Below are 26,480 nucleotides of genomic sequence, written 5' to 3'. Positions count from 1 at the left end.
ATGGAAGAAATCCTTGGCTTGCATGAGGGTGGAAGCGAAAACCCGGTCGATCGCCAGGATGCTGACGCGCCGCAAGGGCGTGGAGACTTGCTTGGACATAATTCAACTTTTGTTTTTATAAGGGAAAGTGGTCACCAGACGGCTGGATCGTCTTATTTTTTGTCGGATGTGTCCAGTGTCCTGTATCGGAAGCGAGGCTTAGTCTCTGAAGGTCTGATCCCTCCAACAATAAAGAAAAGGTGCCGCATGATTCCCAGAACCTTGTTCAGCTCCGAGCACGAATTGTTCCGCGACAGCGTACGAACATTCCTCGAAAAAGAGGCCGTGCCGTTCCATGGGCAATGGGAAAAACAAGGCTACATCGACCGCAAACTGTGGAACAAGGCAGGGGAGGCGGGGATGCTTTGTTCGCATCTGCCGGAGGAGTACGGCGGGTTGGGGGCGGACTTTCTTTACAGCGCGGTGGTCATCGAGGAAGTAGGGCGGCTGGGTCTGACCGGTATCGGTTTTTCACTGCATTCGGACATCGTCGCGCCGTACATCCTGCATTACGGCAGCGAGGCGCTGAAGCAGAAATACCTGCCGAAGCTGGTGTCTGGCGAGATGGTCACCGCGATTGCCATGACCGAGCCGGGCGCCGGTTCCGACCTGCAAGGGGTCAAGACCACGGCGGTGCTGGATGGCGACGAGTATGTGATCAACGGCTCGAAAACGTTTATCACCAATGGCTTCCTGGCGGATCTGGTGATCGTCGTCGCCAAGACCGATCCCAAGGCCGGCGCCAAGGGCACCAGCCTGTTTCTGGTGGAGGCGAACACGCCGGGCTTCGACAAGGGCAAGCGCCTGGAGAAGGTCGGAATGAAGGCTCAGGACACGTCGGAATTGTTCTTCCTGGACGTGCGCGTGCCGAAGGAAAACCTGTTGGGTCAGGCCGGGGCGGGATTTGCCTATCTGATGCAGGAGCTGCCGCAGGAACGTTTGACTGTGGCGATTGGTGGTCTGGCATCAGCCGAGGCGGCGCTTCAGTGGACGCTGGATTACACCCGTGACCGCAAGGCGTTCGGCAAGTCGATTGCCGACTTCCAGAATACCCGCTTCAAACTGGCGGAAATGGCCACCGAGATTCAGATCGGCCGGGTGTTCGTCGACCGCTGCCTGGAGCTGCACCTGCAAGGCAAACTGGACGTGCCGACGGCGGCGATGGCCAAGTACTGGGGCACCGACCTGCAATGCAAGGTGCTCGACGAGTGCGTGCAGCTGCATGGCGGCTACGGTTTCATGTGGGAATACCCGGTGGCCCGGGCCTGGGCGGATGCGCGGGTGCAGCGGATCTATGCCGGCACCAATGAAATCATGAAGGAGATCATTGCGCGGTCGCTTTGATCCGAGCGTGTGATCGTTCCCACGCTCTGCGTGGGAATGCCGCCATGGACGCTCTGCGTCCGCTTTGGGAGTGACGCGGAGCGTCGCGGTATGCGTTCCCACGCAGAGCGTGGGAACGATTATCGTCCTGGATTACGGCGCAGGGTTCGGATGATCCTTGTGAATCGCTTCGATCCCTTCCAGCACTTCCCTCGACAGTTTCAGCTCGTAGCTGGCGATGTTGCTGTCCAGTTGCTCCAGCGTCGTTGCCCCGATGATGTTGCTGGTGACGAACGGTTGCTGGTTCACAAAGGCCAGAGCCATTTGCGCCGGATCCAGACCGTGTTCACGAGCCAGCGCCACGTAACGGCTGCACGCCGCTTCCGATTGCGGGTTGAAATAGCGGCTGAAGCGGCTGTAGAGGCTCAGGCGGCCTTTTGGCGGGCGCGCCCCACCCTCGTACTTGCCCGACAGGAAACCGAACGCGAGCGGCGAATAGGCGAGCAGACCGCATTGTTCACGGATGGCGATTTCCGCCAGGCCGATCTCGAAGCTGCGGTTGAGCAGGTTGTACGGGTTCTGGATTGACACGGCGCGCGGCCAGCCACGGGCTTCGGCCAGGGCGAGAAAGCGCATGGTGCCCCACGGTGTCTCGTTGGACAGGCCGATGTGACGGATCTTGCCGGCCTTCACTTGCTCATCGAGCGCTTCAAGGGTGTCTTCGAGCGGCGTCAGGTTGGCTTCGGTCTGGTGCTTGTAGCCCAGCTGTCCGAAAAAGTTGGTGCTGCGCTCCGGCCAGTGCAATTGATACAGATCGATGTAGTCGGTCTGGAGGCGCTTGAGGCTGGCGTCCACGGCTTCGGTGATGTGCTGGCGGTTGTGGCGCAGGTTCTTGTCGCGGATGTAGTCGATGGTGTTGCCGGGGCCGGCGATCTTGCTGGCGAGGATCCAGTCGGCGCGGTCGCCACGGCTCTTGAAGTAATTGCCGATGTAGCGCTCGGTGGTGGCGTAGGTTTCGGCTTTCGGCGGCACCGGGTACATCTCGGCGGTGTCGAGGAAATTGATCCCGGCCTCTTTTGCCCGCTCGATCTGGGCGAAGGCTTCAGCTTCAGTGTTTTGCTCGCCCCAGGTCATGGTGCCGAGGCAGATTGCACTCACGTTCAGGTCGGTACGGCCTAGCTGGCGATAGTCCATCGGGTGCTCCTTGGGCAAAACAAGCATAAAAGCAGGTTGAAATTTTTTTCGCAATCTGCATAATTGCCGACCTCTTTCTGCAGTGGAAGTGATGCGCCGCCGCCGAAGAATCTTGCCGTTGAACGGACGCGCCGACCCGAGCCCCCGAAAGCGTCTGTATCCGGCTGCCTTTGACTTGTCAAAGTACGCACTATTCAGTAAGATCCGCCGTCTTATTTACAGGCGGCCCCTGAGGCTATAAAGAATGAAAACTTTTACTGCTAAACCGGAAACAGTAAAGCGCGACTGGTTTGTCGTCGACGCTGCTGGTCAGACCCTGGGTCGTCTGGCCACCGAAATCGCGAGCCGTCTGCGTGGCAAGCACAAGCCTGAGTACACTCCTCACGTTGACACCGGCGACTACATCGTCGTAATCAACGCTGAGCAGATCCGTGTTACCGGTGCTAAAACCACTGACAAAATGTACTACTCCCACTCCGGTTTCCCGGGCGGCATCAAGTCGATCAACTTTGAAAAGCTGATCGCCAAGGCCCCTGAGCGCGTGATCGAGACCGCGGTTAAAGGCATGCTGCCTAAAAACCCACTGGGTCGCGACATGTACCGTAAGCTGAAAGTCTATGCGGGCGCTGCACACCCTCATACTGCTCAGCAGCCCCAAGAACTGAAGATTTAACGGAATAGTTCATTATGTCGGCGACTCAAAATTACGGCACTGGCCGTCGCAAGACCGCAACCGCACGCGTTTTCCTGCGTCCGGGTACTGGTAACATCTCCATCAACAACCGCTCCCTGGACACGTTCTTCGGTCGCGAAACTGCCCGCATGGTAGTTCGTCAGCCGCTGGAACTGACTGAGACTGTCGAGAAGTTCGACATCTACGTCACCGTCATCGGTGGTGGTGTAAGTGGTCAAGCTGGCGCAATCCGCCACGGCATCACTCGCGCTCTGATGGACTACGACGAAACCCTGCGTAGCGCTCTGCGCAAAGCTGGCTTCGTTACTCGCGACGCCCGTGAAGTTGAACGTAAGAAAGTTGGTCTGCGTAAAGCGCGTAAGCGTCCGCAGTACTCGAAGCGTTAATTTCGCTTCCACGTTCAAAAAGAACGCCCGATTCCTCACGGAACCGGGCGTTTTTTTATGCGTGCGATTTCTTGAATAATTGCGCTGTGACAACTTGCCACATTCGTAGACCCCCTATACTACAAGGCTTGAGGGCCAGCCCTCCGGGTAATTACCTTGTCAGAATTGGGGGTTTTCATTACCATTCGGCAAAATTTTTATAAGTACATAGTTTCAATTTAGTAGACGCCTGATTTAACAGGCCACAAAGCTGATGGGAGAGGACTGAATGAGCAATGACGGCGTGAATGCAGGCCGGCGTCGCTTCTTGGTAGCAGCCACATCCGTGGTGGGTGCTGCAGGAGCGGTGGGGGCTGCGGTCCCGTTCGTGGGGTCATGGTTTCCCAGTGCCAAGGCGAAGGCTGCCGGAGCACCGGTGAAAGTGAATGTCAGCAAAATCGAGCCAGGGCAGCAGATGATTGCTGAATGGCGCGGCCAGCCGGTGTTCATTGTCCGCCGTACCGAGGAAATCCTGGGGAATCTCAAGAAGATCGAGGGCCAGCTCTCCGATCCGACCTCCAAAAACTCCACGCAACCCACTTATGTCGACCCTGAAGTGCGTTCGATCAAGCCGGAAATCCTCCTGTTGATCGGGATCTGCACTCACCTGGGTTGCTCACCGACTTTCCGTCCCGAAGTGGCACCCGCGGATCTGGGCAAAGACTGGGTAGGCGGCTATTTCTGCCCTTGCCACGGTTCCCACTACGATCTGGCTGGCCGCGTCTACAAGTCGCAACCTGCGCCTTTGAACCTGCCAGTACCCCCGCATTCCTATGAGACCGATGACCTGATTGTCATTGGCGTCGATACGGAGAAAGCGTGATGAGCAAGTTCATGGATTGGGTTGATGCACGCTTCCCCGCCACCAAGATGTGGGAAGACCATCTCAGCAAGTATTACGCTCCAAAAAACTTCAACTTCTTCTACTTCTTCGGATCGCTGGCGCTGCTCGTTCTGGTCAACCAGATCGTCACCGGTGTCTGGCTGACCATGAGCTACACCCCGTCGGCGGAAGAAGCGTTCGCTTCCGTCGAATACATCATGCGCGACGTCGAGTACGGTTCGATCCTGCGCCTGCTGCACTCCACCGGCGCTTCGGCGTTCTTCATCGTGGTCTATCTGCACATGTTCCGTGGCCTGCTCTACGGTTCGTACCAGAAACCGCGCGAGCTGGTGTGGGTCTTCGGCATGCTGATCTACCTGGCGCTGATGGCCGAAGCCTTCATGGGTTACCTGCTGCCGTGGGGCCAGATGTCCTACTGGGGTGCCCAGGTGATCATCTCGCTGTTCGGTGCGATCCCGGTCATCGGCAACGACCTGACCCAGTGGATCCGTGGTGACTACCTGATTTCCGGGATCACCCTGAACCGCTTCTTCGCCCTGCACGTGGTTGCGCTGCCGATCGTGATTCTCGGTCTGGTGGTGCTGCACATCCTGGCGCTGCACGAAGTCGGTTCGAACAACCCGGACGGCGTGGACATCAAGAAGCACAAAGACGAAAACGGTATCCCGCTGGACGGCATCGCCTTCCACCCGTACTACACCGTGAAAGATATCGTCGGCGTCGTGGTGTTCCTGTTCATCTTCTGCTTCATCGTGTTCTTCTTCCCGGAAATGGGTGGTTACTTCCTCGAAAAACCTAACTTCGAGCAAGCCAACCCGTTCAAGACGCCTGAGCACATTGCGCCGGTCTGGTACTTCACACCGTTCTACGCAATCTTGCGTGCGGTCCCTGACAAGCTCATGGGCGTTATCGCCATGGGTGCAGCGATTGCGGTGCTGTTCGTCCTGCCGTGGCTCGACCGCAGCCCGGTCAAGTCGATGCGCTACAAAGGCTGGATGAGCAAGATCTGGCTGGTGGTGTTCTGCATTTCGTTCGTGATCCTCGGCATTCTGGGCGTTCTGGCCCCGACGCCAGGCCGTACGCTGCTGTCGCAGGTCTGCACCTTCCTGTACTTCGCCTACTTCATTCTGATGCCGTTCTACACCAGGCTCGAGAAGACCAAACCGGTTCCGGAAAGGGTGACTGGCTGATGAAAAAGTTATTTTTTGCTCTGATTTTTGCTGCTCTGCCAGTGCTGTCTTTCGCGGCCGAACACGGTGGTCCGGAACTGGAAAAGGTCGACATCGACGTTTCCGACAAGGCTGCCCTGCAGGATGGTGCGCGTACTTTCGCCAACTATTGCATGGGTTGCCACAGTGCCAAGTTCCAGCGTTACGAGCGTGTGGCCGATGATCTCGGCGTTCCGCACGAACTGATGCTGGAGAAATTGGTGTTCACCGGCGCCAAGATCGGCGATCACATGAACATCGGCATGCAGCCGGCCGACGCCAAGACCTGGTTCGGCGCCGCGCCGCCGGACCTGACGCTGGTGGCTCGTGTTCGCGGCACTGACTGGCTCTACGGTTACCTCAAGTCGTTCTACGAAGATCCTGCACGTCCATGGGGCGTGAACAACAAGGTCTTCCCGAACGTCGGCATGCCTAACGTGCTGGTCGGCCTGCAAGGTCGTCAGGTCGTGGGTTGCAAACAGGTACAGATCGTCGAAGACGGCAAGAAGCAATATGACCCGCTGACCGGTACGCCTCTGACTCATGAAGCGTGCGATCAGTTGACCATCGTGCCGAAAACCGGAACCCTCAACGAAGAGCAGTTCGATGAGAAGGTCAAGAATCTGGTAACCTTCCTGGCTTACTCGGCTAACCCGGTTAAGCTGCAACATCAGCGCATCGGTACTTACGTCTTGCTGTACCTGGCGTTCTTCTTTGTGTTCGCCTACCTGCTCAAGCGTGAATACTGGAAAGACGTGCACTGATAACGCTTCAAGCAATTGCTGTTAATCGCGCGCGCCCAAGGGCGCCTCTGAAAACGCAACGCCTGGTTCGCCAGCCGTTGCGGGAGGCGCCCTCTGGGCGCGCGCGTTTTTCCGGCTCCGACTATTTCAACAAGCGAGGAGGATCGCCATGGGCGTGACCAATCGGTTGGCCTGTTACTCCGACCCCGCCGACCACTATTCCCACCGAGTGCGCATCGTGCTTGCAGAGAAGGGTGTCAGCGCCGAAATCATTTTTGTGGAGGCTGGTCGTCAGCCGCCTAAACTGATTGAAGTGAACCCTTACGGCAGTCTGCCCACGCTGGTCGATCGTGACCTGGCGTTGTGGGAGTCGACCGTGGTGATGGAATACCTGGATGAGCGTTACCCGCATCCGCCATTGATGCCCGTGTACCCGGTGGCGCGTGCCAACAGTCGTCTGCTGATTCACCGCATTCAGCGCGACTGGTGTGGTCTGGTGGATCTGATTCTGGATTCGCGCACCAAGGAAGCGGCCCGTGCCGTGGCGCGCAAGGAATTGCGCGAAAGCCTGACGGGCGTGTCGCCGCTGTTTGCCGACAAGCCGTTTTTCCTCAGTGAGGAACAAAGTCTGGTGGATTGCTGCCTATTGCCAATACTCTGGCGTTTGCCGATTCTGGGTATAGAACTGCCGCGGCCCGCCAAGCCGCTGCTTGATTATATGGAGCGTCAGTTTGCGCGTGAGGCTTTCCAGGCGAGTCTGTCTGGTGTCGAACGCGACATGCGCTAAGGCTTAAGGAGCCGCTATGAACTCCAGTCGACCTTATCTGGTCCGCGCGCTCTACGAGTGGATTGTGGATAACGATTGCACCCCGCACATGCTGGTCAATTCCGAGTACCCGGCGGTGCAGGTGCCACAGGGATTTGCCAGTGACGGGCAGATTGTCCTGAACATTTCGCCAAGTGCCGTGCGGCACTTGCATATGGACAACGACGTTGTGACCTTCGAAGGTCGCTTCGGTGGCGTCCCGCACAGTCTGTACGTGCCGATTGCTGCAATCCTGGGGATCTACGCCCGGGAAAACGGTCAGGGCATGGTGTTCGATCTGGAGTCGCCGATGGATGACGAAGACGAGATCGAGCAGGATGACGATGTTCCGCCACCGGACAGCGAGCCGCCGCGCCCAAGCGGCCGGCCAAGCCTGAAAGTGGTGAAGTAATAAAAAAGGCGATCCGGTTGGATCGCCTTTTTTGTGCCTGCGTTTTGCGGGTCAGTCGATGTATTCGAACAGCTTCACAATCTTCTGTACGCCGGAAACGCCCTGAACCAGGTTGGTCGCCTGGGCGGCCTCCTGTTTGGTCAGCAGACCCAGCAGATAGACGATACCGTTCTCGGTCACGACCTTGATGCGCGAGCCCGGAATGCTGGCGTCGGCGAGCATCTGGGTCTTGATCTTGGTGGTCAGCCAGGAGTCGTTCTGACGGGCAATGAAGCCTGAAGGTGCGATCACTTGCAGTTCGTTGTGAACCTTTTTCACGCGCTGGACGTTGGCGGCGGCCTGTTCGGCCTTCTCCTTGAGGTCTGCGCGCGGGGTCTGGCCGGCCAGCAACACGACACCGTTGAAGCTGGTGACGACGATGTGCGAGTCGTTGTCCAGGGCCGGGTCGGCCTTGGCCACGTTGACGCCGACTTTGGTTTCGATCAGCGAGTCATCGATCTTGCTGCCGAAAGTGCGGGTGCCACGGTCGTCTTCGATCGGCGCTTCACGGCTGGCATTCACCACCGAGGTGCAGCCGCTGATGCCGAGGCACAGGGTCAAGGCCAGAAGGCCAAGGCGATTAGGGGTCATTCTTCACTCCCGAACAGTTGGCTGTCGATCAGATCGCAAAGGCAATGGATCGCCAGCAAGTGGACTTCCTGAATACGTGCGGTGACGTTGGCCGGAACGCGAATCTCGACGTCTTCGGGCAGCAGCAGCGAAGCCATGCCGCCGCCGTCGCGTCCGGTCAATGCTACGACAATCATTTCGCGATCATGTGCGGCCTGGATCGCCTGAATAATGTTCGCCGAGTTGCCGCTGGTCGAAATCGCCAGCAATACGTCACCCGGCTGGCCGAGTGCGCGGATCTGCTTGGAGAACACTTCGTTGTAGCTGTAGTCGTTGGCGATCGAGGTGATGGTCGAGCTGTCGGTGGTCAGCGCGATGGCCGGCAGGCTAGGGCGCTCACGCTCGAAACGGTTGAGCAGTTCCGAGGAGAAGTGCTGGGCGTCGCCGGCCGAGCCGCCGTTACCGCACGAGAGCATTTTGCCCTCGTTGAGCAGGGCGTTGACCATCACCTGGCTGGCTTGCTCGATGTGCGGTGCAAGTACGTCCATCGCCTGTTGCTTGGTGTCGATGCTGGCCTGGAAAAGCTGGCGAATTCGGGATTGCATGTCCATCTGTGTGACCTTAATTAGCGCGGCTGTCCGGCACGTGAATGTGCAGCCCGCAAAGCAAAGAGCAAAAGTGTTGAGTGAAAGTGTCCGGGTCGGAGCAGGCGGTCAACTGTCGAACGCATTCTGCAACCAGTTCAGCTGACCCTGGTGGCTGTCGATGGCCACCACGTCGAAGCGGCAGGGGGAATTGGCCCAACGCGACTCGCGCTGAAGAAAATACTGTGCGGCGAAAATCAGTTTCTGCCGTTTGCGCCCATCGATGCTGTCGAGTGCGCCACCCCATTGAGTGTTCTTTCGGTAACGGACTTCGACGAATACTACTGTATCGCCATCAAGCATGACCAGATCAAGCTCACCGCGTTTACATAACCAGTTCTGCGCCAGCAGGCGCAGACCCTGGTGTTGCAGATGCTCGAGCGCCTGGCGCTCGGCATCCTTGCCGCTTTGCAGGTGTGACCTGTCGGGCATCAGCGTGGAGTGTCCGGCAGGCGCTGGATCTGACCGCTGACGAACTGCGCCCATGGCAATTGACGGATGACGCGCTGGGACTGGGTCATGCCCAGGCTGCCCGACTGACCTTCGATGCGGCTGTCCGGCAGTGCCTTGAGCTGATCCAGGCGTGGCGCCAGGCGGTAGGCATCGACGCCCATCGCGTACAGGCGGCCGAGGCTACCGGCGGCTTGTGGCCATTGCGCGGTGACCTGTTGACGCAGCGGATCGCTGGTTTCCAGCAGCCACGGGGTTTCGCAGAAGCGCACACCATTCATGTCGTTGTACTGGTTCACGTCGCCGCTGGCGCTGAACACGTGGGAGGTTGCATAGACCGGCACGTCACCAGCGTACTGGAAGTTCAGGGTCGGCTTGATCTGCTGCGCCTGCTGCGGGGTGGCGGCGAGGAAGATGAACTCGATGTCCTGGCGACGCGACGGCTGGGCGGCAACGTTGGTGCCGGCAGCATTCTGCAGGCTCTTGGCGCGGGCTTCGCTCTGACGCAGCTGGAACATGTCGGCGATCTGCTGGGCCAGTTGCACCGGCTGGTCGACACGTTCGGTGGCAACGATGCTGCCACCGTTGGCTTGCCAGTCCTGGCTGAAGGCGCGCAGCACACGGTCGCCCCATTCGCCTTTCGGCACCATGATGGCGGCGCGATGCAGGCCGTCGGCACGGGCGCGGCGGGAGACTTCGCGGGCTTCGTCTTCAGCGGCCAGACCGAACTGGAACAGCTGCGCCGGGCCTTGATCGCCTTCGCTGTAGTTCAGGGCGAGGGTGGTGATCGGCAGTTGCGGGCGAGTGCTCAATTGTTTGACCAGTGGCTTCTCCAGCGGGCCGACGACCAGTTGCACACCATCGGCCTGGGCCTTGCGGTAGAACTCGTCGAGGTTGGTCAGTTTCGAGCTGTCGTAGAACTCGATGGCCGGTGGTTTCTGGCCAGCTTGCTGAGCCTGATAGTGCGCGGCCATGAAGCCGTCACGCAGGGCCTTGCCGACCGAGGCCAGTTGGCCGTCCTGTGGCAGCAGCAGGGCGATCTTGCTCAGAGGCTGGCTGGCCAGCTCCTTGAGTTTGGTCAGGGGCAGCGGCAGGTTGATCGCGGCTGGGTGTTTCGGATGCTGGTTGCGCCAGTTGTCGATGGCGGCTTGCTGCTGCTCCAGGGTGCCGGCGGTTTTCACGGCCAGAGCCAGGCTCATCCAGCCGCCGAGGTCGTCGGTGGTGTTCGCTTGCAGTTGATCGGCCGGCAGCGACGCAATCAGGGTCCAGATCGCTTCGTGGTTCTTGCTGGCGGCTTCGCCTTCCAGCATCGGCGCGATGAAGATGCGCTCGCGTGCGGCAGCCAGGGTCTGGCCGTCGGCTTCAAGGGCGCGGGCGTGAACGGTGCCGGCGCGAACTTGCAGCGGTACGGACATTTCACTCAGGCGTTGCAGGCTTGGGTGGCTCAGGGCAGTCAGCGCGGCTTTCGGCTGATTGCGGGTCATGGCCAGTTCGGCAGACAGGGTGCTGGCGAATGCCTGCTGGCCGGGCTGGAGTTGTTCCATCGGCACTTGCTGCAGGATTTGCGCGGACTGTCCGGCATTGCCCTGGCGGTACGCCATGTCTGCCGCACTCAGGCGCAGCAGCGCAGCCTTGTCCGGCGATTTGGCCTGGGCAGCCTGTTCGAGCAGTTGCTCAATGGTGGCATCCGGGGTCCGTGGAAGTTCGCCAAGGCTGGAGGAAGGGGAGCTGGCGCAAGCCGCCAGCAAGGCAGCGAGGCAGAGGGCAGTGAACAGCCGCAGGCAAGCGATCATGTAAGTGTTCCTGATACTCGATCAAATTAGCGTCGAATTGTACCCAAGCACTGGCCGGGGCGCGATGTTACTGGCGTGAAACCGTCAATTTAGCTGATACAAAGAGTGCGCAGCCTCACAATGGTGCGACAAACCGTGTCCGACCCGGACGCATCGTCCGGCGCACGACGCGCTACAATGGCGGCTTTTACCGATCATGAGGTGTGCGCTTTGACTGCTCCAGGTCCTTTGAATTCCGCTGCGGGCTCGCTTTATGTGGTGGCGACGCCCATCGGCAACCTGGATGACATCAGCGCCCGGGCGTTGAGGATCCTGCGCGAGGTGGCGCTGATCGCCGCCGAGGACACGCGCCATTCCCAGCGCCTGATGCAGCACTTCGGCATCTCCACGCCGCTGGCAGCCTGTCATGAACACAACGAGCGCGATGAAGGCAGTCGCTTCATTACCCGTCTGCTGGCGGGCGACAACGTCGCACTGATTTCCGATGCCGGTACGCCGCTGATTTCCGATCCGGGTTATCACCTGGTGCGTCAGGCCCGTGCCGCCGGGATCAATGTGGTGCCGGTGCCGGGTGCGTGCGCGTTGATCGCAGCGTTATCGGCTGCCGGTCTGCCGTCCGACCGCTTTATCTTCGAAGGCTTTTTGCCGGCCAAGGCCGTGGGGCGCAAGGCGCGTCTGGAAGCTATCAAGGAAGAACCGCGCACGCTGATTTTTTACGAGGCGCCGCACCGTATTCTGGAATGCCTGCAGGATATGGAGGCGGTGTTCGGTGCTGATCGTCCTGCATTGCTCGCTCGTGAAATCACCAAGACCTTCGAAACGCTCAAGGGATTGCCGCTGAGCGAGTTGCGGGCATTCGTCGAGGCGGACAGTAATCAGCAGCGTGGCGAATGCGTCGTGGTGGTGGCAGGCTGGACCGCGCCGGAATCCGAAGACGCCGTCAGCAGCGAGGCGATGCGCATCCTCAATCTGTTGCTCGAAGAGATGCCGCTCAAGCGCGCGGCGGCTCTGGCAGCGCAAATCACCGGTGAGCGCAAAAACGTGCTGTATCAGGTAGCACTGGATCAGCAAAAAGACGCGTAACCCGTCGCGCAGACCGGTTTGCGGGCTATTAGCGCTTGTTCTTCGGCCGCTCTGCCGTTAACCTGCGCGGCGGAGAGTCGATCGGACAGTCGCTGCCCTCTATGAAAATTAGGGGGGGGAGGAAAGTCCGGGCTCCATAGGGCGAAGTGCCAGGTAATGCCTGGGAGGCGTGAGCCTACGGAAAGTGCCACAGAAAATAACCGCCTAAGCGCTTCGGCGCCGGTAAGGGTGAAAAGGTGCGGTAAGAGCGCACCGCACGTCTGGCAACAGTTCGTGGCTAGGTAAACCCCACTTGGAGCAAGACCAAATAGGGTCCCAAGGCGTGGCCCGCGCTGGGACCGGGTAGGTTGCTAAAGATGTCCAGTGATGGCCATCGTAGACGAATGACTGTTCAAGACAGAACCCGGCTTACAGATCGACTCTCCACCTTTTTCTTTTCCCTGCTTGAATTAAAGGCGACAGGGCTGTTTATTATCAGCAGGCCTGCGCTGGAAATTCGGTAGCGGCAGACGCAGTAATAGCCATTTCCCACCTTGCTTCAATCAACAGCAGAAGCGCTTTTGTAATACCGAAAAAATCTTACTCTTAACAAATTACTTTAACTTTCGAGCGCAGCTTTCAGTGCTGCTTCAAGTTATTGGATAAAAGCATCCGCCAGATTCTCGTTGCTCCTCCTTTTATGCTCCTAAATCTCCGTTCTGTAAGGGTTTTCCTTTAATCCGCGCCTTGACGGTGTGGTGGGCGCATTCCTATAGTGTGCGCAAGTGGCGGAAAGTGGCATGAAGTGGGTTTTTTGAGCTCAAAACGATAAAAATTGGAGAAACGCAGACGTGTTTCGCGGAGCTAACGCTATCAGTCTCGACGCAAAGGGCCGTCTCGCCATGCCGAGCCGGTACCGTGACGAGCTCGATTCGCGCAGTTCCGGCCAATTGATCGTGACCATTGATGCCGTTGATCCATGTTTGTGTGTCTACCCGCTCGATGAGTGGGAAATTATTGAAACCAAGTTGCGCGCGCTTCCTTCGCTTCGCGAAGAGAACCGTCGTCTGCAGCGTTTATTGATTGGTAATGCCGTTGACCTCGAGCTCGACGGCAGTGGTCGTTTTCTGGTGCCGCCGCGCCTGCGCGAATACGCGAAGCTCGACAAGCGCGCGATGCTGGTAGGCCAACTGAACAAGTTCCAACTGTGGGACGAAGATGCCTGGAACGCGGTTTCTGCCGCTGACCTGGCTGCCATACAACAACCGGGCGCCATGCCTGACGAACTGCGTGATCTGATCCTGTGACTATTGATAGCGGCTTTAACCACATCACCGTACTGCTTGACGAAGCCGTCGAGGCTCTCGCCGTACGTCCTGATGGCTGCTATCTGGACGGCACGTTCGGGCGCGGCGGGCACAGCCGGTTGATCCTGAGCAAGCTCGGGCCGGATGGTCGGCTCATCGGATTCGACAAGGATCCTCAAGCGATTGCCACCGGGCAAACGCTAGCGGCCGAAGACGGCCGCTTTGTCGTTGTGCAGCGCAGCTTTGCCGAGCTTGGCTCGGTCGTTGCCGAACAGGGTCTGGCCGGCAAGGTCAGCGGCATTCTGCTGGATCTGGGCGTCTCTTCGCCGCAGCTCGATGATGCCGAGCGCGGCTTCAGTTTCCTCAACGACGGCCCGCTGGACATGCGTATGGATCCGTCCCGTGGCATCAGCGCCGCCGAGTTCGTCAACACCGCGCCGGTGGAAGAAATCGCCCGTGTCTTCAAGGAATACGGCGAAGAACGCTTCTCCGGTCGCATGGCCCGTGCCGTGGCCGAGCGTCGTGACATCACGCCGTTCGAGCGCACCGCCGATCTGGCCGAAGTCCTGAAAGTCGCCAACCCGGCGTGGGAAAAGGGCAAGAACCCGGCAACCCGCGCTTTTCAGGGCCTGCGCATTCACGTCAATAACGAACTGGGCGATCTGGAAGCGGGCCTTGAAGCCGCGCTCGAATGCCTGGAAGTGGGCGGCCGTCTGGTCGTGATCAGCTTCCACTCGCTGGAAGACCGTATCGTCAAACTGTTCATGCGCAAGCTGGTGAAAGGCGAAGCCGACAACCTGCCGCGCAACCTGCCGGTTCGCCACGTTGCGTTCGAACCGAAAATCAAAGTCCATGGCAAAGCGCAGACGGCCTCCGACGCCGAACTCAAAGCCAACCCACGTTCCCGTAGCGCCGTCATGCGCGTCGCGGAGAAGCTGCGGTGAGCAAGCTTTTCGCCAAGCCACTGCCCGGCGGCAGCTTTTTCATGCTGCTGCTGTTCATTGGCGTGCTTGTGTCGGCCATCGGCGTGTCTTACAGCGCCCACTGGAACCGGCAGTTGCTCAACACCCTTTACAACGAACTGAGCGTGCGCGACAAGGCGCAGGCCGAGTGGGGGCGCCTGATTCTGGAGCAAAGCACCTGGACCGCCCACAGCCGGATCGAAGTGCTGGCCACCGAACAACTGAAGATGCACATCCCCGGCGCGGCTGACGTGAAGATGGTGGCGCCATGATGAAACTCGAGGGGGCTCTCTTCCCGTGGCGTTTCCGTCTGATGGTGGCACTGCTCGGCGTGATGGTCGCAGCCATCTGCTGGCGCATCATTGACCTGCAAGTGGTTGACCGTGACTTCCTCAAAGGTCAGGGCGACGCGCGCAGTCTTCGGCACATTCCGATTCCGGCTCACCGTGGTCTGATCACCGACCGTAACGGCGAGCCGCTGGCCGTGAGTACCCCGGTGACCACGCTCTGGGCGAACGCCAAGGAAATGCAGACCGCCAAAGAGAAGTGGCCGGCACTGGCTGCCGCGCTGGGGCAGGATCCGAAAGCCCTGGCCGAACGTCTCGAAGCCCAGGCCAACAAAGAATTCATTTATCTGGTGCGCGGGTTGACCCCCGAGCAGGGCCAGGCCGTGCTCGACCTGAAAGTGCCAGGTGTCTACGGCATCGAAGAATTCCGCCGGTTCTATCCGGCCGGTGAAGTGACGGCGCACATGGTCGGCTTCACCGACATCGATGACCACGGTCGTGAAGGCGTCGAACTGGCCTACGATGAATGGCTGGCCGGCGTGCCCGGCAAGCGGCAAGTCATCAAGGATCGGCGCGGACGGCTGATCAAGGATGTCCAGGTCACCAAAAACGCCAAGGCCGGCAAGCCCTTGGCGTTGTCGATTGACCTGCGCCTGCAATACCTGGCCAACCGTGAACTGCGCAACGCGATCATCGAGAACGGCGCCAAGGCCGGCAGTCTGGTGATCATGGACGTGAAGACCGGCGAGATTCTCGCGATGGTCAACCAGCCGACCTACAACCCGAACAACCGTCGCAACCTGCAGCCGGCGATGATGCGTAACCGCGCGATGATCGACGTGTTCGAACCCGGTTCGACCATGAAGGCGATCTCGATGAGCGCCGCGATCGAAACCGGCCGCTGGAAACCGAGTGACACCGTCGAGGTGTATCCGGGCTCCCTGCAGATCGGCAAATACACGATCAAGGACGTATCGAAGACCGAAGGTCCGGTACTCGACCTGACCGGCATTCTGATCAATTCCAGTAACGTCGGCATGAGTAAGGTCGCGTTCGACATTGGCGGCGAAACCATTTTCCGCCTCGCACAGAAAGTCGGCCTCGGCCAGGACACCGGCCTCGGCTTCCCGGGCGAACGTGTCGGCAACCTGCCGAACTACCGCGAGTGGCGCAAGGCCGAGACCGCAACGCTGTCGTACGGCTACGGTATTTCGGTGACTGCGATCCAGCTGGTGCATGCGTTCTCGGCGCTGGCCAACAACGGTCGTCTCGCACCGTTGACTCTGATCAAAACCGACAAGGCGCCGCAGACCACCCAGGTGCTGCCGGAAGCCGTCGCCAAAACCATGCAAGGCATGCTGCAACAAGTGATCGAAGCCCCGCGCGGCGTGTTCCGTGCGCAGGTGCCGGCGTATCACGTGGGCGGCAAGTCCGGTACCGCGCGTAAAACATCGGTCGGCACCAAGGGCTACGCCGAAAACTCTTATCGCTCGCTGTTCGCCGGCTTCGGCCCGATGAGCGATCCACGTTATGCAATCGTCGTGGTGATCGATGAACCGACCAAGGCCGGTTACTTCGGTGGTCTGGTCTCGGCGCCGGTGTTCAGTCGCGTGATGTCGGGCACTCTGCGCCTGATGAACGTCACCCCGGACAACCTGCCGACCACACAACAGGCCAACGCCACCCCGGCCGTTCCGCTGAAAGCCAATGGAGGGCGCGGCTGATGTCTCTGAGTCTGAACAAGATTTTCCCTCACGCCGGCCACGATCTGTTGATCCGTGAACTGGCGCTCGACAGTCGCAACGTACGCGCGGGTGACCTGTTCCTCGCGGTGCCGGGCGGCAAGTTCGACGGTCGTGCGCACATTGCCGACGCCTTGCAGCGCGGTGCTGCCGCCGTGGCCTATGAAGTGGAAGGCGCCACCGTGCTGCCGATCACCGAAGTGCCGCTGATTCCGGTCAAGGGCCTGGCAGCGCAGCTGTCGGACATCGCCGGGCGTTTTTACGGTGAGCCAAGTCATCACCTGAACCTGATCGGCGTGACCGGCACCAACGGCAAGACCAGCGTGACCCAACTGGTGGCGCAGGCGCTGGACCTGCTCGGCCAGCATTGCGGCATCGTCGGCACTTTGGGTTCCGGTTTCCACGGCTCGCTGCAAAGCGGCCTGCACACCACACCGAATCCGATTGCCATGCAAGCGACCCTGGGCGACCTGAAAAAGGCCGGCGCCAAAGCCGTGGCCATGGAAGTTTCGTCTCACGGTCTGGATCAAGGCCGAGTTACCGCGCTGGCGTTCGACGTCGCAGTGATGACCAACCTGTCCCGTGATCACCTGGATTACCACGGCACCATGGAGGCCTACGCCGAGGCGAAGGCCAAGCTCTTCGCCTGGAATGACTTGAAGTGCCGCGTGGTCAACCTCGACGACGATTTCGGCCGGCAACTGGCCGCTGAAAAACGCGAGTCGCGACTGATTACTTACAGCCTGCTCGACAGCAGCGCCTATCTGTATGTACGTGAAGCGCAGTTCGATGACCTTGGCGTGCGAGCCACGCTGGTCACGCCGCAGGGCGAGCACCATCTGCGCAGCACGCTGCTCGGTCGTTTCAATCTGAGCAACGTGCTGGCCGCTGTCGGTGCGCTGCTCGGTCTCGACTACGCGCTCGACGAAATCCTTAAGGTATTGCCGAAACTCGAAGGCCCGGCCGGACGCATGCAGCGTCTCGGCGGCGGCACTCAGCCGCTGGTGGTGGTCGATTACGCGCATACCCCGGACGCCCTGGAAAAAGTACTGACCGCGTTGCGTCCGCACGTCAAAGGTCAACTGCTGTGCCTGTTCGGCTGCGGCGGTGATCGCGATCGCGGCAAGCGTCCGCTGATGGCCGAAGTGGTCGAGCGTCTGGCCGACCGCGTGCTGGTGACCGATGACAATCCGCGCACCGAAGACCCGGCGGCAATTTTCGATGACATCCGCGCCGGCTTCACGGCTGTGGATAACGTGACGTTCGTGGCCGGTCGCGGCCAGGCCATCGCACAACTGATTGCCGGTGCTTCGGCGGATGACGTGATCGTTCTGGCCGGCAAAGGTCATGAGGACTATCAGGAAATCAACGGCGAGCGCCATGCATTTTCCGATCTGGTCGAGGCCGATCACGCCCTGACCGCGTGGGAGGTGGCCCATGCTTAAGGCCCTGAAACTCAGCGAACTGACCAACGCGCTCGACGCCCGTCTGATCAGCGCCGACGCCAGTTTTGACGGCGTGAGCATCGACAGCCGCGCGATCAAGGCTGGCCAACTGTTTATCGCCCTGACCGGCCCGCGTTTCGACGGTCATGACTATCTGAACGAAGTCGCCGCCAAAGGCGCCGTTGCGGCATTGGTCGAGCGCGAAGTCGCCGACAGCACGCTGCCGCAATTGCTGGTCAAGGACACCCGCCAGGCCCTCGGCCAGTTGGGTGCGTTGAACCGTGCCGCATTCACCAAACCGGTCGCGGCCGTTACCGGTTCCAGCGGCAAGACCACGGTCAAGGAAATGCTCGCGAGCATCCTGCGCACGCGCGGTTCGGTGCACGCGACCCGTGGCAACCTGAACAACGACCTCGGCGTACCGCTGACCCTGCTCGAACTCGCCCCGGAACACAGCGCGGCAGTGATCGAACTGGGCGCCTCGCGTCTGGGTGAAATCGCTTACACCGTAGGGCTGACCAAGCCGCACGTGGCGATCCTCAACAACGCCGGGACCGCCCATGTCGGCGAGTTCGGCGGGCCGGAGAAAATCGTCGAAGCCAAGGGCGAAATCATCGAAGGGCTGGCGGCCGACGGCGTCGCCGTGCTGAACCTCGATGACAAGGCGTTTGGCATCTGGAAAACCCGCGCCGGCGCGCGCAAGGTGCTGACGTTTGCCCTGAGCAACACTCAGGCGGATTTTTACGCCAGCGACCTGGCCACCGATGCCCGTGGCTGCCCGGCGTTCAACCTGCACAGTCCTGAAGGTGTGGAACGGGTTCAACTGAACCTGCTCGGCACCCATAACGTTGCCAACGCCATGGCTGCCGCCGCTGCCGCTCACGCTTTGGGCGTGTCGCTGTTCGGCATTGCCACCGGGCTTGGCGCGGTACAACCGGTCAAGGGTCGCACCGTCGCGCAACTGGCGAAAAACGGCATGCGCGTGATCGATGACACTTACAACGCGAACCCCACCTCGATGTGCGCGGCCGTTGATATACTCGCCGGCTTTTCCGGTCGCACCGTCCTGGTGCTCGGGGATATCGGCGAGTTGGGCGACTGGGCGGAGCAGGGGCACCGCGACGTGGGCGAATACGCCCGGGGCAAGGTTTCCGCGCTTTACGCCGTCGGGCCGAACATGGTCCACGCCGTGAACGCATTCGGTGAAGAGGCGCATCACTTCGGCACACAAGCCGAACTGATCCAGGCCCTCGGCGCCGAGCAGGACACAAACACCACCATTTTGATCAAGGGTTCGCGCAGCGCAGCGATGGAAAACATCGTTGCGGCCCTGTGCGGGTCCAGTCTGGAGAAACATTAATGCTGCTGCTGCTAGCGGAGTATCTGCAACAGTTCTACAAAGGCTTCGCGGTCTTCCAGTACCTGACCCTGCGCGGGATTCTCGGTGTGCTGACCGCGCTGGTCTTGTCGCTGTGCTACGGCCCGTGGATGATCCGCACCCTGCAGAACCGTCAGATCGGCCAGTCGGTTCGTAACGATGGCCCGCAATCGCACCTGTCCAAATCCGGTACGCCGACCATGGGCGGCGCGCTGATTCTGTCTTCGATCGGCGTCAGCACCCTGCTGTGGGCTGACCTGAGCAACCGCTACGTGTGGGTCGTGTTGCTGGTGACCCTGCTGTTCGGCGCCATCGGCTGGGTCGACGACTACCGCAAGGTGATCGAGAAGAACTCCCGTGGCCTGCCGAGCCGCTGGAAATATTTCTGGCAGTCGGTGTTCGGCCTCGGTGCGGCGATCTTCCTTTATATGACTGCCAGCACTCCGGTGGAAACCACCCTGATCCTGCCGATGCTCAAGGACTACAGCATTCCGCTGGGCGCAGGCTTCATCGTGCTGACGTACTTTGTGATCGTCGGTTCGAGCAACGCGGTCAATCTCACCGACGGCCTCGACGGTCTGGCGATCATGCCGACAGTGATGGTTGGTGGTGGCCTGGGCATTTTCTGCTACCTGTCGGGTAACGTGAAATTCGCTGAGTACCTGTTGATCCCGTACGTACCGGGTGCAGGCGAGCTGATCGTGTTCTGCGGCGCGCTGATCGGTGCCGGCCTGGGCTTCCTGTGGTTCAACACCTACCCGGCGCAAGTCTTCATGGGCGACGTCGGCGCACTGGCGCTGGGCGCGGCCCTGGGCACCATCGCAGTGATCGTCCGTCAGGAAATCGTCCTGTTCATCATGGGCGGCGTGTTCGTGATGGAAACCCTGTCAGTCGTCATTCAGGTTGCGTCCTTTAAGCTGACCGGTCGCCGTGTGTTCCGCATGGCGCCGATTCACCACCACTTTGAACTCAAGGGCTGGCCCGAGCCGCGCGTGATCGTCCGTTTCTGGATCATCACCGTGATTCTCGTGCTGATTGGCCTTGCCACCCTGAAGCTGAGGTAGAACGAGTGTCTCTGATCGCTTCTGACCACTTCCGCATCGTTGTCGGCCTCGGCAAGAGCGGCATGTCCCTGGTTCGCTTCCTGGCGAACCGGGGCGTGGCGTTTGCTGTGGCCGACACGCGGGAAAATCCACCGGAACTGGCCACGCTCCAGCGTGACTATCCGCACGTGGAAGTGCGTTGTGGCGAGCTGGACGTCGAATTCCTGTGCCGTGCCGACGAGCTCTACGTGAGCCCCGGCCTGGCGCTGGCGACCCCGGCCCTGCAAGCCGCCGCGGCCCGTGGCGTGAAGCTGTCCGGCGACATCGAGCTGTTCGCGCGTAACGCGAAGGCGCCGATCGTGGCCATCAGCGGTTCCAACGCAAAAAGCACCGTCACCACCCTGGTCGGCGAGATGGCGGCTGCGGCCGGCAAACGCGTGGCCGTGGGCGGCAACCTTGGTACGCCGGCGCTGGATCTGCTCAGCGACGACGTCGAGCTGTACGTGATGGAGCTGTCGAGCTTCCAGCTGGAAACCACTGACCAGCTCAACGCCGAAGTGGCGACCGTGCTCAACATTAGCGAAGACCACATGGACCGCTACAGCGGTCTGCCGGCCTATCACCTGGCCAAGCACCGGATCTTCCGTGGTGCCAAGCAGTTCGTGGTCAACCGTCAGGACGCCTTGACCCGGCCGCTGATGGGCGAGGGCCAGCCGTGCTGGACCTTCGGCCTGACCAAACCCGATTTCAAGGCCTTCGGTCTGCGCGAAGAGAATGGCGAGAAATACCTGGCCTTCGAATTCCAGAACCTGATGCCGGTGCGCGAACTGAAGATTCGCGGCGCCCACAACCAGTCCAACGCCCTGGCGGCGCTGGCGCTCGGCCACGCGGTCGGGCTGCCGTTCGACGCCATGCTGGCAGCGCTGCGCACCTTCGCCGGTCTCGAACACCGTTGCCAGTGGGTGCGTGATCTGGACGGCGTCGGTTACTACAACGATTCCAAGGCCACCAACGTTGGCGCCGCACTGGCGGCCATTGAAGGCCTGGGCGCGGACATCGACGGTAAGGTCGTGCTGATCGCCGGTGGCGACGGCAAGGGTGCCGAATTCAAGGACCTGCGCGATCCGGTGGCCGCCCATTGCCGCGCCGTGATCCTGATGGGCCGCGACTCCGACAAGATCGGCGAAGCGATCGGCGATGCCGTTCCGCTGATTCGTGCGACCACTCTGGTCGACGCGGTCGCCCAATGCCGTGCCGCCGCCCAACCGGGCGACGTGGTGCTGCTGTCGCCGGCCTGCGCCAGTTTCGACATGTTCAAGAACTACGAAGACCGTGGTCACCAGTTCGTCCGCGCCGTGGAGGATCTGGCATGAGCTTGAGAAACATCATCAAGCCATACCCGTCGCCGCTGATCACCGGACGCGGGATCGACCTCGACTTCCCGATGCTCGCCGGTTGCCTGGCGTTGCTCGGCCTGGGCCTGATCATGATTGCTTCGGCCTCGACAGAAGTCGGCGCGGCGCAGTCGGGCAGTGCTCTTTATTACATGACCCGTCACCTGATCTACGTGGTGCTGGGCCTGGGCGCGTGCGTCGTCACCATGATGATCCCGATCGCCACCTGGCAGCGACTGGGCTGGCTGATGCTGATCGGTGCGTTCGGTCTGCTGGTGATGGTGATCATCCCGGGGATCGGCCGTGAGGTGAACGGCTCGATGCGCTGGATCGGTTTCAGCTTCTTCAACGTTCAGCCGTCCGAGATCGCCAAGGTGTTCGTGGTGATCTACCTGGCCGGTTACCTGGTGCGTCGTCAGAAAGAAGTGCGCGAGAGCTGGATGGGTTTCTTCAAGCCTTTCATCGTGCTGCTGCCGATGGCGGGCCTGTTGCTGATGGAGCCGGACTTCGGTGCCACCGTCGTGATGATGGGCGCTGCGGCGGCGATGCTGTTCCTCGGTGGGGTCGGGCTGTTCCGGTTCTCGCTGATGGTGGTGCTGGCCGTCGGTGCGGTGGTGTTGCTGATTCAGATGCAGCCGTACCGGATGGCGCGTCTGACCAACTTCGCCGACCCGTGGGCCGACCAGTTCGGCGCCGGTTATCAGTTGTCGCAAGCCTTGATCGCATTCGGTCGCGGTGAATGGCTGGGCGTTGGCCTGGGCAACAGCGTGCAGAAGCAGTTCTACCTGCCGGAAGCGCACACCGACTTCGTGTTCTCGGTCCTGGCCGAAGAGCTCGGTGCCGTGGGTTCGCTGTGCACCGTGGCACTGTTCGTGTTCGTGTGTATTCGCGGCATGTACATCGGTCTGTGGGCCGAGAAAGCCAAACAGTTTTTTGCCGCTTATGTTGCCTACGGTCTGTCGTTCCTGTGGATCGGCCAGTTCCTGATCAACATCGGCGTGAACGTCGGCCTGCTGCCGACCAAGGGCCTGACCTTGCCGTTCCTCAGTTATGGCGGCAGTTCCCTGGTGATCTGCTGCGCCTGCCTTGGCTTGTTGCTGAGGATCGAGTGGGAGAGCCGGACCCACCTGGGCAGTGAAGAGATGGAATTCCATGAGAGCGACTTCGCCGAGGAGCCGAACCATGGGCGCTAACGTATTGATCATGGCCGGCGGCACCGGTGGCCACGTGTTCCCGGCGCTGGCCTGTGCCCGCGAATTCCAGGCGCGCGGCTACACCGTGCACTGGCTCGGCACGCCGCGCGGGATCGAAAACGATCTGGTGCCGGCGGCGGGTCTTGAATTGCACCGCATCAACGCCACCGGCCTGCGCGGCAAGGGCAAGCTGTCGTTGCTCAAGGCGCCGTTCATGCTGCTGAAATCGGTGTGGCAGGCGCGGGCGATCATTCGCCGCTTGCGTCCGGTGTGCGTGGTCGGATTCGGCGGCTATGTGACCGGCCCCGGTGGTCTTGCTGCCAAACTGGCCGGCGTGCCGGTGATCGTTCATGAGCAGAACGCCGTGGCCGGCACCGCCAATCGGTTGCTGGTGCCGTTCGCCGCCCGGGTGTGTGAAGCCTTCCCCGACACCTTTACCCTGTCGGACAGCCGCCGTACCACCGGTAACCCGGTGCGCAGCGAGCTGTTCCTCGAAACACCGCGCCCGGCCCTGGCCGGACGCAAGGCGCGTTTGCTGATCCTGGGCGGAAGCCTGGGCGCAGAGCCGTTGAACAAGTTGCTGCCTGAAGCCCTGGCACAAGTCGCTGCCGACTTGCGTCCGGAAGTGTTCCATCAGGCTGGCAGAAACCACGATGAAGTGACTGCAGAGCGCTACCGCGCCGCCGGCGTGGATGCGCAGGTGCAGCCGTTCATCAAAGACATGGCCCAGGCCTATGGCTGGGCTGACCTGGTGGTGTGCCGCGCTGGCGCATTGACCATCAGCGAACTGGCCGCCGCCGGTCTGCCCTCGATGCTGGTGCCCTTGCCCCACGCGATCGACGATCACCAGACCCGCAACGCCGATTATTTGGCCCGCGAAGGCGCTGCCTTCCTGATGCCGCAAAGAACGACTGGCGCCGCGGACCTTGCCGCGCGCCTGACAGAGGTCTTGATGCAACCGCAACGACTCGAACAAATGGCCCAAGCGGCCCGCCGTCTGGCGAAACCCGAAGCCACCCGTAGCGTGGTCGATACCTGTCTGGAGGTGGCCCATGGTTGAGAATCAGAAAGCCATGCCGCAACCGGAAATGCGCCGCATCCGTCGCATCCACTTCGTCGGGATCGGCGGCGTGGGCATGTGCGGTATTGCCGAAGTGCTGCTGAACCTGGGCTATGAAGTGTCCGGTTCGGACCTGAAAGCTTCGCCGGTGACCGAGCGCCTGGAATCCTTCGGTGCGCAGATCTTCATCGGCCACCGTGCCGAGAACGCCGCGGCCGCCGATGTGCTGGTGGTGTCGAGCGCCGTCAATACTTCCAACCCGGAAGTGGCGACTGCCCTTGAGCGTCGTATTCCGGTGGTGCCGCGTGCCGAAATGCTTGCCGAACTGATGCGCTACCGTCACGGCATCGCCGTCGCCGGTACCCACGGCAAAACCACCACTACCAGCCTGATCGCTTCGGTGTTCGCGGCCGGTGGCCTGGATCCGACCTTCGTCATCGGTGGCCGTCTGAACGCCGCGGGCACCAATGCCCAGCTCGGCACCAGCCGTTACCTGATCGCCGAAGCCGATGAAAGCGACGCAAGCTTCCTGCACCTGCAACCGCTGGTGGCCGTGGTTACCAACATCGACGCCGACCACATGGCGACCTACGACGGCGACTTCAACAAACTGAAGAAAACCTTCGTCGAGTTTCTGCACAACCTGCCGTTCTACGGTCTGGCGGTGGTGTGCCTGGACGACCCGGTGGTGCGTGAAATCCTGCCGCAGGTCAAACGCCCGGTCGTCACCTATGGCTTCAGCGAAGAAGCCGACGTGCGCGCGATCAATGTGCGCCAGCAGGGCATGCAGACCTTCTTCACCGTGCTGCGTCCCGAGCGTGAGCCGCTGGATGTGTCCGTGAACATGCCGGGCAACCACAACGTGCTCAACGCGCTGGCCACCATCTGCATCGCCACCGACGAAGGCGTCAGCGATGAAGCCATCGTCCAGGGCCTGTCCGGGTTCCAGGGTGTCGGCCGACGCTTCCAGGTCTACGGCGAACTGCCGGTAGACGGCGGCAGCGTGATGCTGGTCGACGACTACGGTCACCACCCGACTGAAGTCGCAGCCGTGATCAAAGCCGTGCGCGGTGGCTGGCCTGAGCGCCGTCTGGTGATGGTCTACCAGCCGCACCGTTACAGCCGCACCCGTGATCTGTACGACGATTTCGTCAATGTACTGGCCGACGCCAACGTGCTGCTGCTGATGGAAGTCTATCCGGCCGGCGAAGAGCCGATTCCGGGCGCCGACAGCCGCAAGCTATGCAACAGCATCCGCCAGCGCGGTCAGCTCGACCCGATCTACATCGAGCGCGGCGTCGATCTGGCGCCACTGGTCAAGCCGCTGCTGCGTGCCGGCGACATTCTGCTGTGCCAGGGCGCCGGTGACATCGGCGGCCTCGCACTGAAACTGTTGAAAAGCGAGTTGTTCGCCGGTGCCGTGGCGGCACCGGTCGAGGGGAAGTTGAAATGACTGCTGCCTACGCCAACCTGTTCTCCACCATCGCCCCGAAGGACTTCGGCCGTGTGGCCGTGCTGTTCGGTGGTCTGAGTGCCGAGCGTGAAGTCTCGCTGAAGTCCGGCAATGCCGTGCTCAGTGCGCTGCAAAGCGCGGGAGTGGACGCGTTCGGGATCGACGTCGGCGCCGATATCCTGCAGCGCCTGCTGAGCGAAAAGATCGACCGTGCGTTCATCATCCTCCACGGTCGTGGCGGTGAAGACGGCAGCATGCAGGGCCTGCTCGAAGTGGCCGGCATTCCGTACACCGGCAGCGGCATCCTGGCTTCGGCACTGGCGATGGACAAACTGCGCACCAAGCAGGTCTGGCACACGCTAGGGATTCCGACGCCGCGTCACGCTGTGCTGCGCAGCGAGGCCGATTGTATTTCGGCAGCGACGGAACTGGGCTTCCCTTTGATCGTCAAACCGGCGCATGAAGGTTCAAGTATCGGGATGGCCAAAGTGACTTCCGCGTCCGAGTTGATCGACGCATGGAAAGCGGCCAGTACCTACGATTCGCAAGTGTTGGTCGAGCAATGGATCCACGGTCCGGAGTTCACCATCGCCACCCTGCGTGACCAGGTGTTGCCTCCTATCGCCCTGGGTACGCCACACACGTTCTACGACTACGACGCCAAGTACATCGCCAACGATACCCAGTATCGGATTCCGTGCGGGCTCGATGCCGCCAAGGAAAAAGAACTCATGGACCTCACGGCGCAAGCCTGCGAGGCGCTGGGTATTGCCGGTTGGGGCAGGGCGGACGTGATGCAGGACGCCGACGGCAAGTTCTGGTTCCTGGAAGTCAACACCGCTCCCGGCATGACCGATCACAGCCTGGTACCGATGGCGGCGAAAGCGGCCGGTCTGGATTTCCAGCAACTGGTCCTGGCCATTCTGGCCGCCAGTGTCGATGCCGATGGCAAGAAAGAGGCGCGAGGTTAA

General features: G+C 60.9%; 26 protein-coding genes and 1 other RNA gene. 22 read left to right on the top strand and 5 right to left on the bottom strand.

Going from position 1 to position 26,480, the window contains the following annotated elements:
* Window positions 1-246: 246 nt before the first annotated feature.
* Window positions 247-1,383: an acyl-CoA dehydrogenase family protein gene (locus tag ABTV87_RS24220; protein WP_433898483.1), complete on the top strand. Its 1,137-nt coding sequence runs from the start codon at window positions 247-249 to the stop codon at window positions 1,381-1,383.
* Between the two features lie 132 nt (window positions 1,384-1,515).
* Here the strand turns inward: ABTV87_RS24220 and ABTV87_RS24215 are convergent, their stop codons facing one another.
* Window positions 1,516-2,556: an NADP(H)-dependent aldo-keto reductase gene (locus ABTV87_RS24215; protein WP_085606928.1), complete on the bottom strand. Its 1,041-nt coding sequence runs from the start codon at window positions 2,554-2,556 to the stop codon at window positions 1,516-1,518.
* 244 nt (window positions 2,557-2,800) lie between these two features.
* Between ABTV87_RS24215 and rplM the strand changes: the two genes are divergently transcribed.
* The 7 genes from rplM to ABTV87_RS24180 all read left to right on the top strand — a co-directional run bounded on the left by rplM (window position 2,801) and on the right by ABTV87_RS24180 (window position 7,687).
* Window positions 2,801-3,229 (top strand): 50S ribosomal protein L13, encoded by a 429-nt coding sequence (rplM, locus tag ABTV87_RS24210; RefSeq protein WP_003228062.1) that lies wholly within the window; start codon window positions 2,801-2,803, stop codon window positions 3,227-3,229.
* 14 nt (window positions 3,230-3,243) lie between these two features.
* Window positions 3,244-3,636, top strand: coding sequence for a 30S ribosomal protein S9 (gene rpsI, locus ABTV87_RS24205; protein ID WP_007956794.1), 393 nt, complete (start codon window positions 3,244-3,246; stop codon window positions 3,634-3,636).
* 268 nt (window positions 3,637-3,904) lie between these two features.
* Window positions 3,905-4,498, top strand: a complete 594-nt coding sequence (gene petA, locus ABTV87_RS24200; RefSeq protein ID WP_007917031.1) for a ubiquinol-cytochrome c reductase iron-sulfur subunit — start codon at window positions 3,905-3,907, stop codon at window positions 4,496-4,498.
* A complete protein-coding gene (locus ABTV87_RS24195) occupies window positions 4,498-5,709 on the top strand; it encodes a cytochrome b (protein ID WP_007956792.1) in 1,212 nt (403 codons plus the stop codon). Before petA ends, ABTV87_RS24195 begins: the two co-directional genes overlap by 1 nt.
* Window positions 5,709-6,491 (top strand): cytochrome c1, encoded by a 783-nt coding sequence (locus tag ABTV87_RS24190; protein ID WP_007956790.1) that lies wholly within the window; start codon window positions 5,709-5,711, stop codon window positions 6,489-6,491. Before ABTV87_RS24195 ends, ABTV87_RS24190 begins: the two co-directional genes overlap by 1 nt.
* Window positions 6,492-6,639: 148 nt before the next feature.
* Window positions 6,640-7,257: a glutathione S-transferase N-terminal domain-containing protein gene (locus ABTV87_RS24185; RefSeq protein ID WP_011335872.1), complete on the top strand. Its 618-nt coding sequence runs from the start codon at window positions 6,640-6,642 to the stop codon at window positions 7,255-7,257.
* A gap of 16 nt (window positions 7,258-7,273) precedes the next feature.
* Window positions 7,274-7,687, top strand: a complete 414-nt coding sequence (locus ABTV87_RS24180) for a ClpXP protease specificity-enhancing factor (protein ID WP_007956787.1) — start codon at window positions 7,274-7,276, stop codon at window positions 7,685-7,687.
* Window positions 7,688-7,738: 51 nt separating this feature from the next.
* On the opposite strand, the gene ABTV87_RS24175 is transcribed toward ABTV87_RS24180, so the two are convergent.
* The 4 genes from ABTV87_RS24175 to ABTV87_RS24160 form a co-directional block, all read right to left on the bottom strand.
* Complete coding sequence (locus tag ABTV87_RS24175) at window positions 7,739-8,317, bottom strand: BON domain-containing protein (RefSeq protein ID WP_085606924.1); 579 nt, start codon at window positions 8,315-8,317, stop codon at window positions 7,739-7,741.
* A complete protein-coding gene (locus ABTV87_RS24170) occupies window positions 8,314-8,907 on the bottom strand; it encodes a phosphoheptose isomerase (protein ID WP_007928463.1) in 594 nt (197 codons plus the stop codon). The genes ABTV87_RS24175 and ABTV87_RS24170 overlap by 4 nt, the downstream gene beginning before the upstream one ends.
* Window positions 8,908-9,009: 102 nt before the next feature.
* Entirely contained in the window at window positions 9,010-9,372 is a 363-nt protein-coding gene (locus ABTV87_RS24165) for a YraN family protein (RefSeq protein ID WP_007956783.1), read from the bottom strand.
* A complete protein-coding gene (locus ABTV87_RS24160; RefSeq protein ID WP_433898482.1) occupies window positions 9,372-11,183 on the bottom strand; it encodes a penicillin-binding protein activator in 1,812 nt (603 codons plus the stop codon). The genes ABTV87_RS24165 and ABTV87_RS24160 overlap by 1 nt, the downstream gene beginning before the upstream one ends.
* Window positions 11,184-11,360: 177 nt before the next feature.
* On the opposite strand from ABTV87_RS24160, the gene rsmI reads away from it, so the two are divergent.
* The 14 genes from rsmI to ABTV87_RS24090 all read left to right on the top strand — a co-directional run bounded on the left by rsmI (window position 11,361) and on the right by ABTV87_RS24090 (window position 26,480).
* Window positions 11,361-12,266, top strand: a complete 906-nt coding sequence (rsmI, locus tag ABTV87_RS24155; RefSeq protein WP_433898481.1) for a 16S rRNA (cytidine(1402)-2'-O)-methyltransferase — start codon at window positions 11,361-11,363, stop codon at window positions 12,264-12,266.
* A 73-nt stretch (window positions 12,267-12,339) separates the two neighbouring features.
* Window positions 12,340-12,693: RNase P RNA component class A (rnpB, locus tag ABTV87_RS24150), an RNA gene on the top strand.
* A 403-nt stretch (window positions 12,694-13,096) separates the two neighbouring features.
* Complete coding sequence (gene mraZ, locus ABTV87_RS24145) at window positions 13,097-13,552, top strand: division/cell wall cluster transcriptional repressor MraZ (protein ID WP_007917012.1); 456 nt, start codon at window positions 13,097-13,099, stop codon at window positions 13,550-13,552.
* Window positions 13,549-14,496 carry a 16S rRNA (cytosine(1402)-N(4))-methyltransferase RsmH gene (gene rsmH, locus ABTV87_RS24140; RefSeq protein WP_039766256.1) on the top strand — a complete coding sequence of 316 codons (948 nt, stop codon included), beginning with the start codon at window positions 13,549-13,551 and terminating at the stop codon, window positions 14,494-14,496. Before mraZ ends, rsmH begins: the two co-directional genes overlap by 4 nt.
* Window positions 14,493-14,786, top strand: a complete 294-nt coding sequence (gene ftsL, locus ABTV87_RS24135) for a cell division protein FtsL (RefSeq protein ID WP_007956777.1) — start codon at window positions 14,493-14,495, stop codon at window positions 14,784-14,786. Before rsmH ends, ftsL begins: the two co-directional genes overlap by 4 nt.
* Window positions 14,786-16,525, top strand: coding sequence for a peptidoglycan D,D-transpeptidase FtsI family protein (locus ABTV87_RS24130; protein WP_170929382.1), 1,740 nt, complete (start codon window positions 14,786-14,788; stop codon window positions 16,523-16,525). The genes ftsL and ABTV87_RS24130 overlap by 1 nt, the downstream gene beginning before the upstream one ends.
* Window positions 16,525-17,988 carry a UDP-N-acetylmuramoyl-L-alanyl-D-glutamate--2,6-diaminopimelate ligase gene (locus ABTV87_RS24125; RefSeq protein WP_433898480.1) on the top strand — a complete coding sequence of 488 codons (1,464 nt, stop codon included), beginning with the start codon at window positions 16,525-16,527 and terminating at the stop codon, window positions 17,986-17,988. The genes ABTV87_RS24130 and ABTV87_RS24125 overlap by 1 nt, the downstream gene beginning before the upstream one ends.
* Window positions 17,981-19,348 carry a UDP-N-acetylmuramoyl-tripeptide--D-alanyl-D-alanine ligase gene (locus ABTV87_RS24120; protein WP_433898479.1) on the top strand — a complete coding sequence of 456 codons (1,368 nt, stop codon included), beginning with the start codon at window positions 17,981-17,983 and terminating at the stop codon, window positions 19,346-19,348. Before ABTV87_RS24125 ends, ABTV87_RS24120 begins: the two co-directional genes overlap by 8 nt.
* Window positions 19,348-20,430 (top strand): phospho-N-acetylmuramoyl-pentapeptide-transferase, encoded by a 1,083-nt coding sequence (gene mraY / locus ABTV87_RS24115; protein WP_007956769.1) that lies wholly within the window; start codon window positions 19,348-19,350, stop codon window positions 20,428-20,430. The genes ABTV87_RS24120 and mraY overlap by 1 nt, the downstream gene beginning before the upstream one ends.
* A 5-nt stretch (window positions 20,431-20,435) precedes the next feature.
* The gene (murD, locus tag ABTV87_RS24110; RefSeq protein ID WP_127799832.1) at window positions 20,436-21,782 is read left to right on the top strand and encodes a UDP-N-acetylmuramoyl-L-alanine--D-glutamate ligase; all 1,347 of its coding nucleotides are present in this window, start codon (window positions 20,436-20,438) and stop codon (window positions 21,780-21,782) included.
* Complete coding sequence (gene ftsW, locus ABTV87_RS24105; RefSeq protein ID WP_007956765.1) at window positions 21,779-22,996, top strand: putative lipid II flippase FtsW; 1,218 nt, start codon at window positions 21,779-21,781, stop codon at window positions 22,994-22,996. The genes murD and ftsW overlap by 4 nt, the downstream gene beginning before the upstream one ends.
* Window positions 22,986-24,056 carry an undecaprenyldiphospho-muramoylpentapeptide beta-N-acetylglucosaminyltransferase gene (gene murG, locus ABTV87_RS24100; protein ID WP_011335863.1) on the top strand — a complete coding sequence of 357 codons (1,071 nt, stop codon included), beginning with the start codon at window positions 22,986-22,988 and terminating at the stop codon, window positions 24,054-24,056. Before ftsW ends, murG begins: the two co-directional genes overlap by 11 nt.
* A complete protein-coding gene (gene murC, locus ABTV87_RS24095; RefSeq protein WP_433898478.1) occupies window positions 24,049-25,509 on the top strand; it encodes a UDP-N-acetylmuramate--L-alanine ligase in 1,461 nt (486 codons plus the stop codon). The genes murG and murC overlap by 8 nt, the downstream gene beginning before the upstream one ends.
* The gene (locus ABTV87_RS24090) at window positions 25,506-26,480 is read left to right on the top strand and encodes a D-alanine--D-alanine ligase (RefSeq protein WP_039766243.1); all 975 of its coding nucleotides are present in this window, start codon (window positions 25,506-25,508) and stop codon (window positions 26,478-26,480) included. Before murC ends, ABTV87_RS24090 begins: the two co-directional genes overlap by 4 nt.

It is taken from the genome of Pseudomonas sp. PSE1(2024) (assembly GCF_050990555.1).
Lineage (GTDB): Bacteria > Pseudomonadota > Gammaproteobacteria > Pseudomonadales > Pseudomonadaceae > Aquipseudomonas > Aquipseudomonas aphyarum.
Note: the sequence above shows the minus strand (reverse complement) of the source record. Positions and strands in the feature narration are given on the sequence as shown.

Bases quoted from the DNA above. Each gene is read 5' to 3' on its own strand.
- rsmI (WP_433898481.1), top strand. From the start codon at position 11,361: ATGGCGGCTTTTACCGATCATGAGGTGTGCGCTTTGACTGCTCCAGGT.
- ABTV87_RS24175 (WP_085606924.1), bottom strand. From the start codon at position 8,317: ATGACCCCTAATCGCCTTGGCCTTCTGGCCTTGACCCTGTGCCTCGGC.
- ftsW (WP_007956765.1), top strand. From the start codon at position 21,779: ATGAGCTTGAGAAACATCATCAAGCCATACCCGTCGCCGCTGATCACC.
- ABTV87_RS24165 (WP_007956783.1), bottom strand. From the start codon at position 9,372: ATGCCCGACAGGTCACACCTGCAAAGCGGCAAGGATGCCGAGCGCCAG.
- murG (WP_011335863.1), top strand. From the start codon at position 22,986: ATGGGCGCTAACGTATTGATCATGGCCGGCGGCACCGGTGGCCACGTG.
- ABTV87_RS24190 (WP_007956790.1), top strand. From the start codon at position 5,709: ATGAAAAAGTTATTTTTTGCTCTGATTTTTGCTGCTCTGCCAGTGCTG.
- ABTV87_RS24220 (WP_433898483.1), top strand. From the start codon at position 247: ATGATTCCCAGAACCTTGTTCAGCTCCGAGCACGAATTGTTCCGCGAC.
- ABTV87_RS24215 (WP_085606928.1), bottom strand. From the start codon at position 2,556: ATGGACTATCGCCAGCTAGGCCGTACCGACCTGAACGTGAGTGCAATC.
- ABTV87_RS24160 (WP_433898482.1), bottom strand. From the start codon at position 11,183: ATGATCGCTTGCCTGCGGCTGTTCACTGCCCTCTGCCTCGCTGCCTTG.
- petA (WP_007917031.1), top strand. From the start codon at position 3,905: ATGAGCAATGACGGCGTGAATGCAGGCCGGCGTCGCTTCTTGGTAGCA.
- ABTV87_RS24130 (WP_170929382.1), top strand. From the start codon at position 14,786: ATGAAACTCGAGGGGGCTCTCTTCCCGTGGCGTTTCCGTCTGATGGTG.
- ABTV87_RS24120 (WP_433898479.1), top strand. From the start codon at position 17,981: ATGCTTAAGGCCCTGAAACTCAGCGAACTGACCAACGCGCTCGACGCC.
- ABTV87_RS24125 (WP_433898480.1), top strand. From the start codon at position 16,525: ATGTCTCTGAGTCTGAACAAGATTTTCCCTCACGCCGGCCACGATCTG.
- murC (WP_433898478.1), top strand. From the start codon at position 24,049: ATGGTTGAGAATCAGAAAGCCATGCCGCAACCGGAAATGCGCCGCATC.
- ABTV87_RS24170 (WP_007928463.1), bottom strand. From the start codon at position 8,907: ATGGACATGCAATCCCGAATTCGCCAGCTTTTCCAGGCCAGCATCGAC.
- ABTV87_RS24195 (WP_007956792.1), top strand. From the start codon at position 4,498: ATGAGCAAGTTCATGGATTGGGTTGATGCACGCTTCCCCGCCACCAAG.
- ABTV87_RS24180 (WP_007956787.1), top strand. From the start codon at position 7,274: ATGAACTCCAGTCGACCTTATCTGGTCCGCGCGCTCTACGAGTGGATT.
- rplM (WP_003228062.1), top strand. From the start codon at position 2,801: ATGAAAACTTTTACTGCTAAACCGGAAACAGTAAAGCGCGACTGGTTT.
- mraY (WP_007956769.1), top strand. From the start codon at position 19,348: ATGCTGCTGCTGCTAGCGGAGTATCTGCAACAGTTCTACAAAGGCTTC.
- ABTV87_RS24090 (WP_039766243.1), top strand. From the start codon at position 25,506: ATGACTGCTGCCTACGCCAACCTGTTCTCCACCATCGCCCCGAAGGAC.
- ABTV87_RS24185 (WP_011335872.1), top strand. From the start codon at position 6,640: ATGGGCGTGACCAATCGGTTGGCCTGTTACTCCGACCCCGCCGACCAC.
- rpsI (WP_007956794.1), top strand. From the start codon at position 3,244: ATGTCGGCGACTCAAAATTACGGCACTGGCCGTCGCAAGACCGCAACC.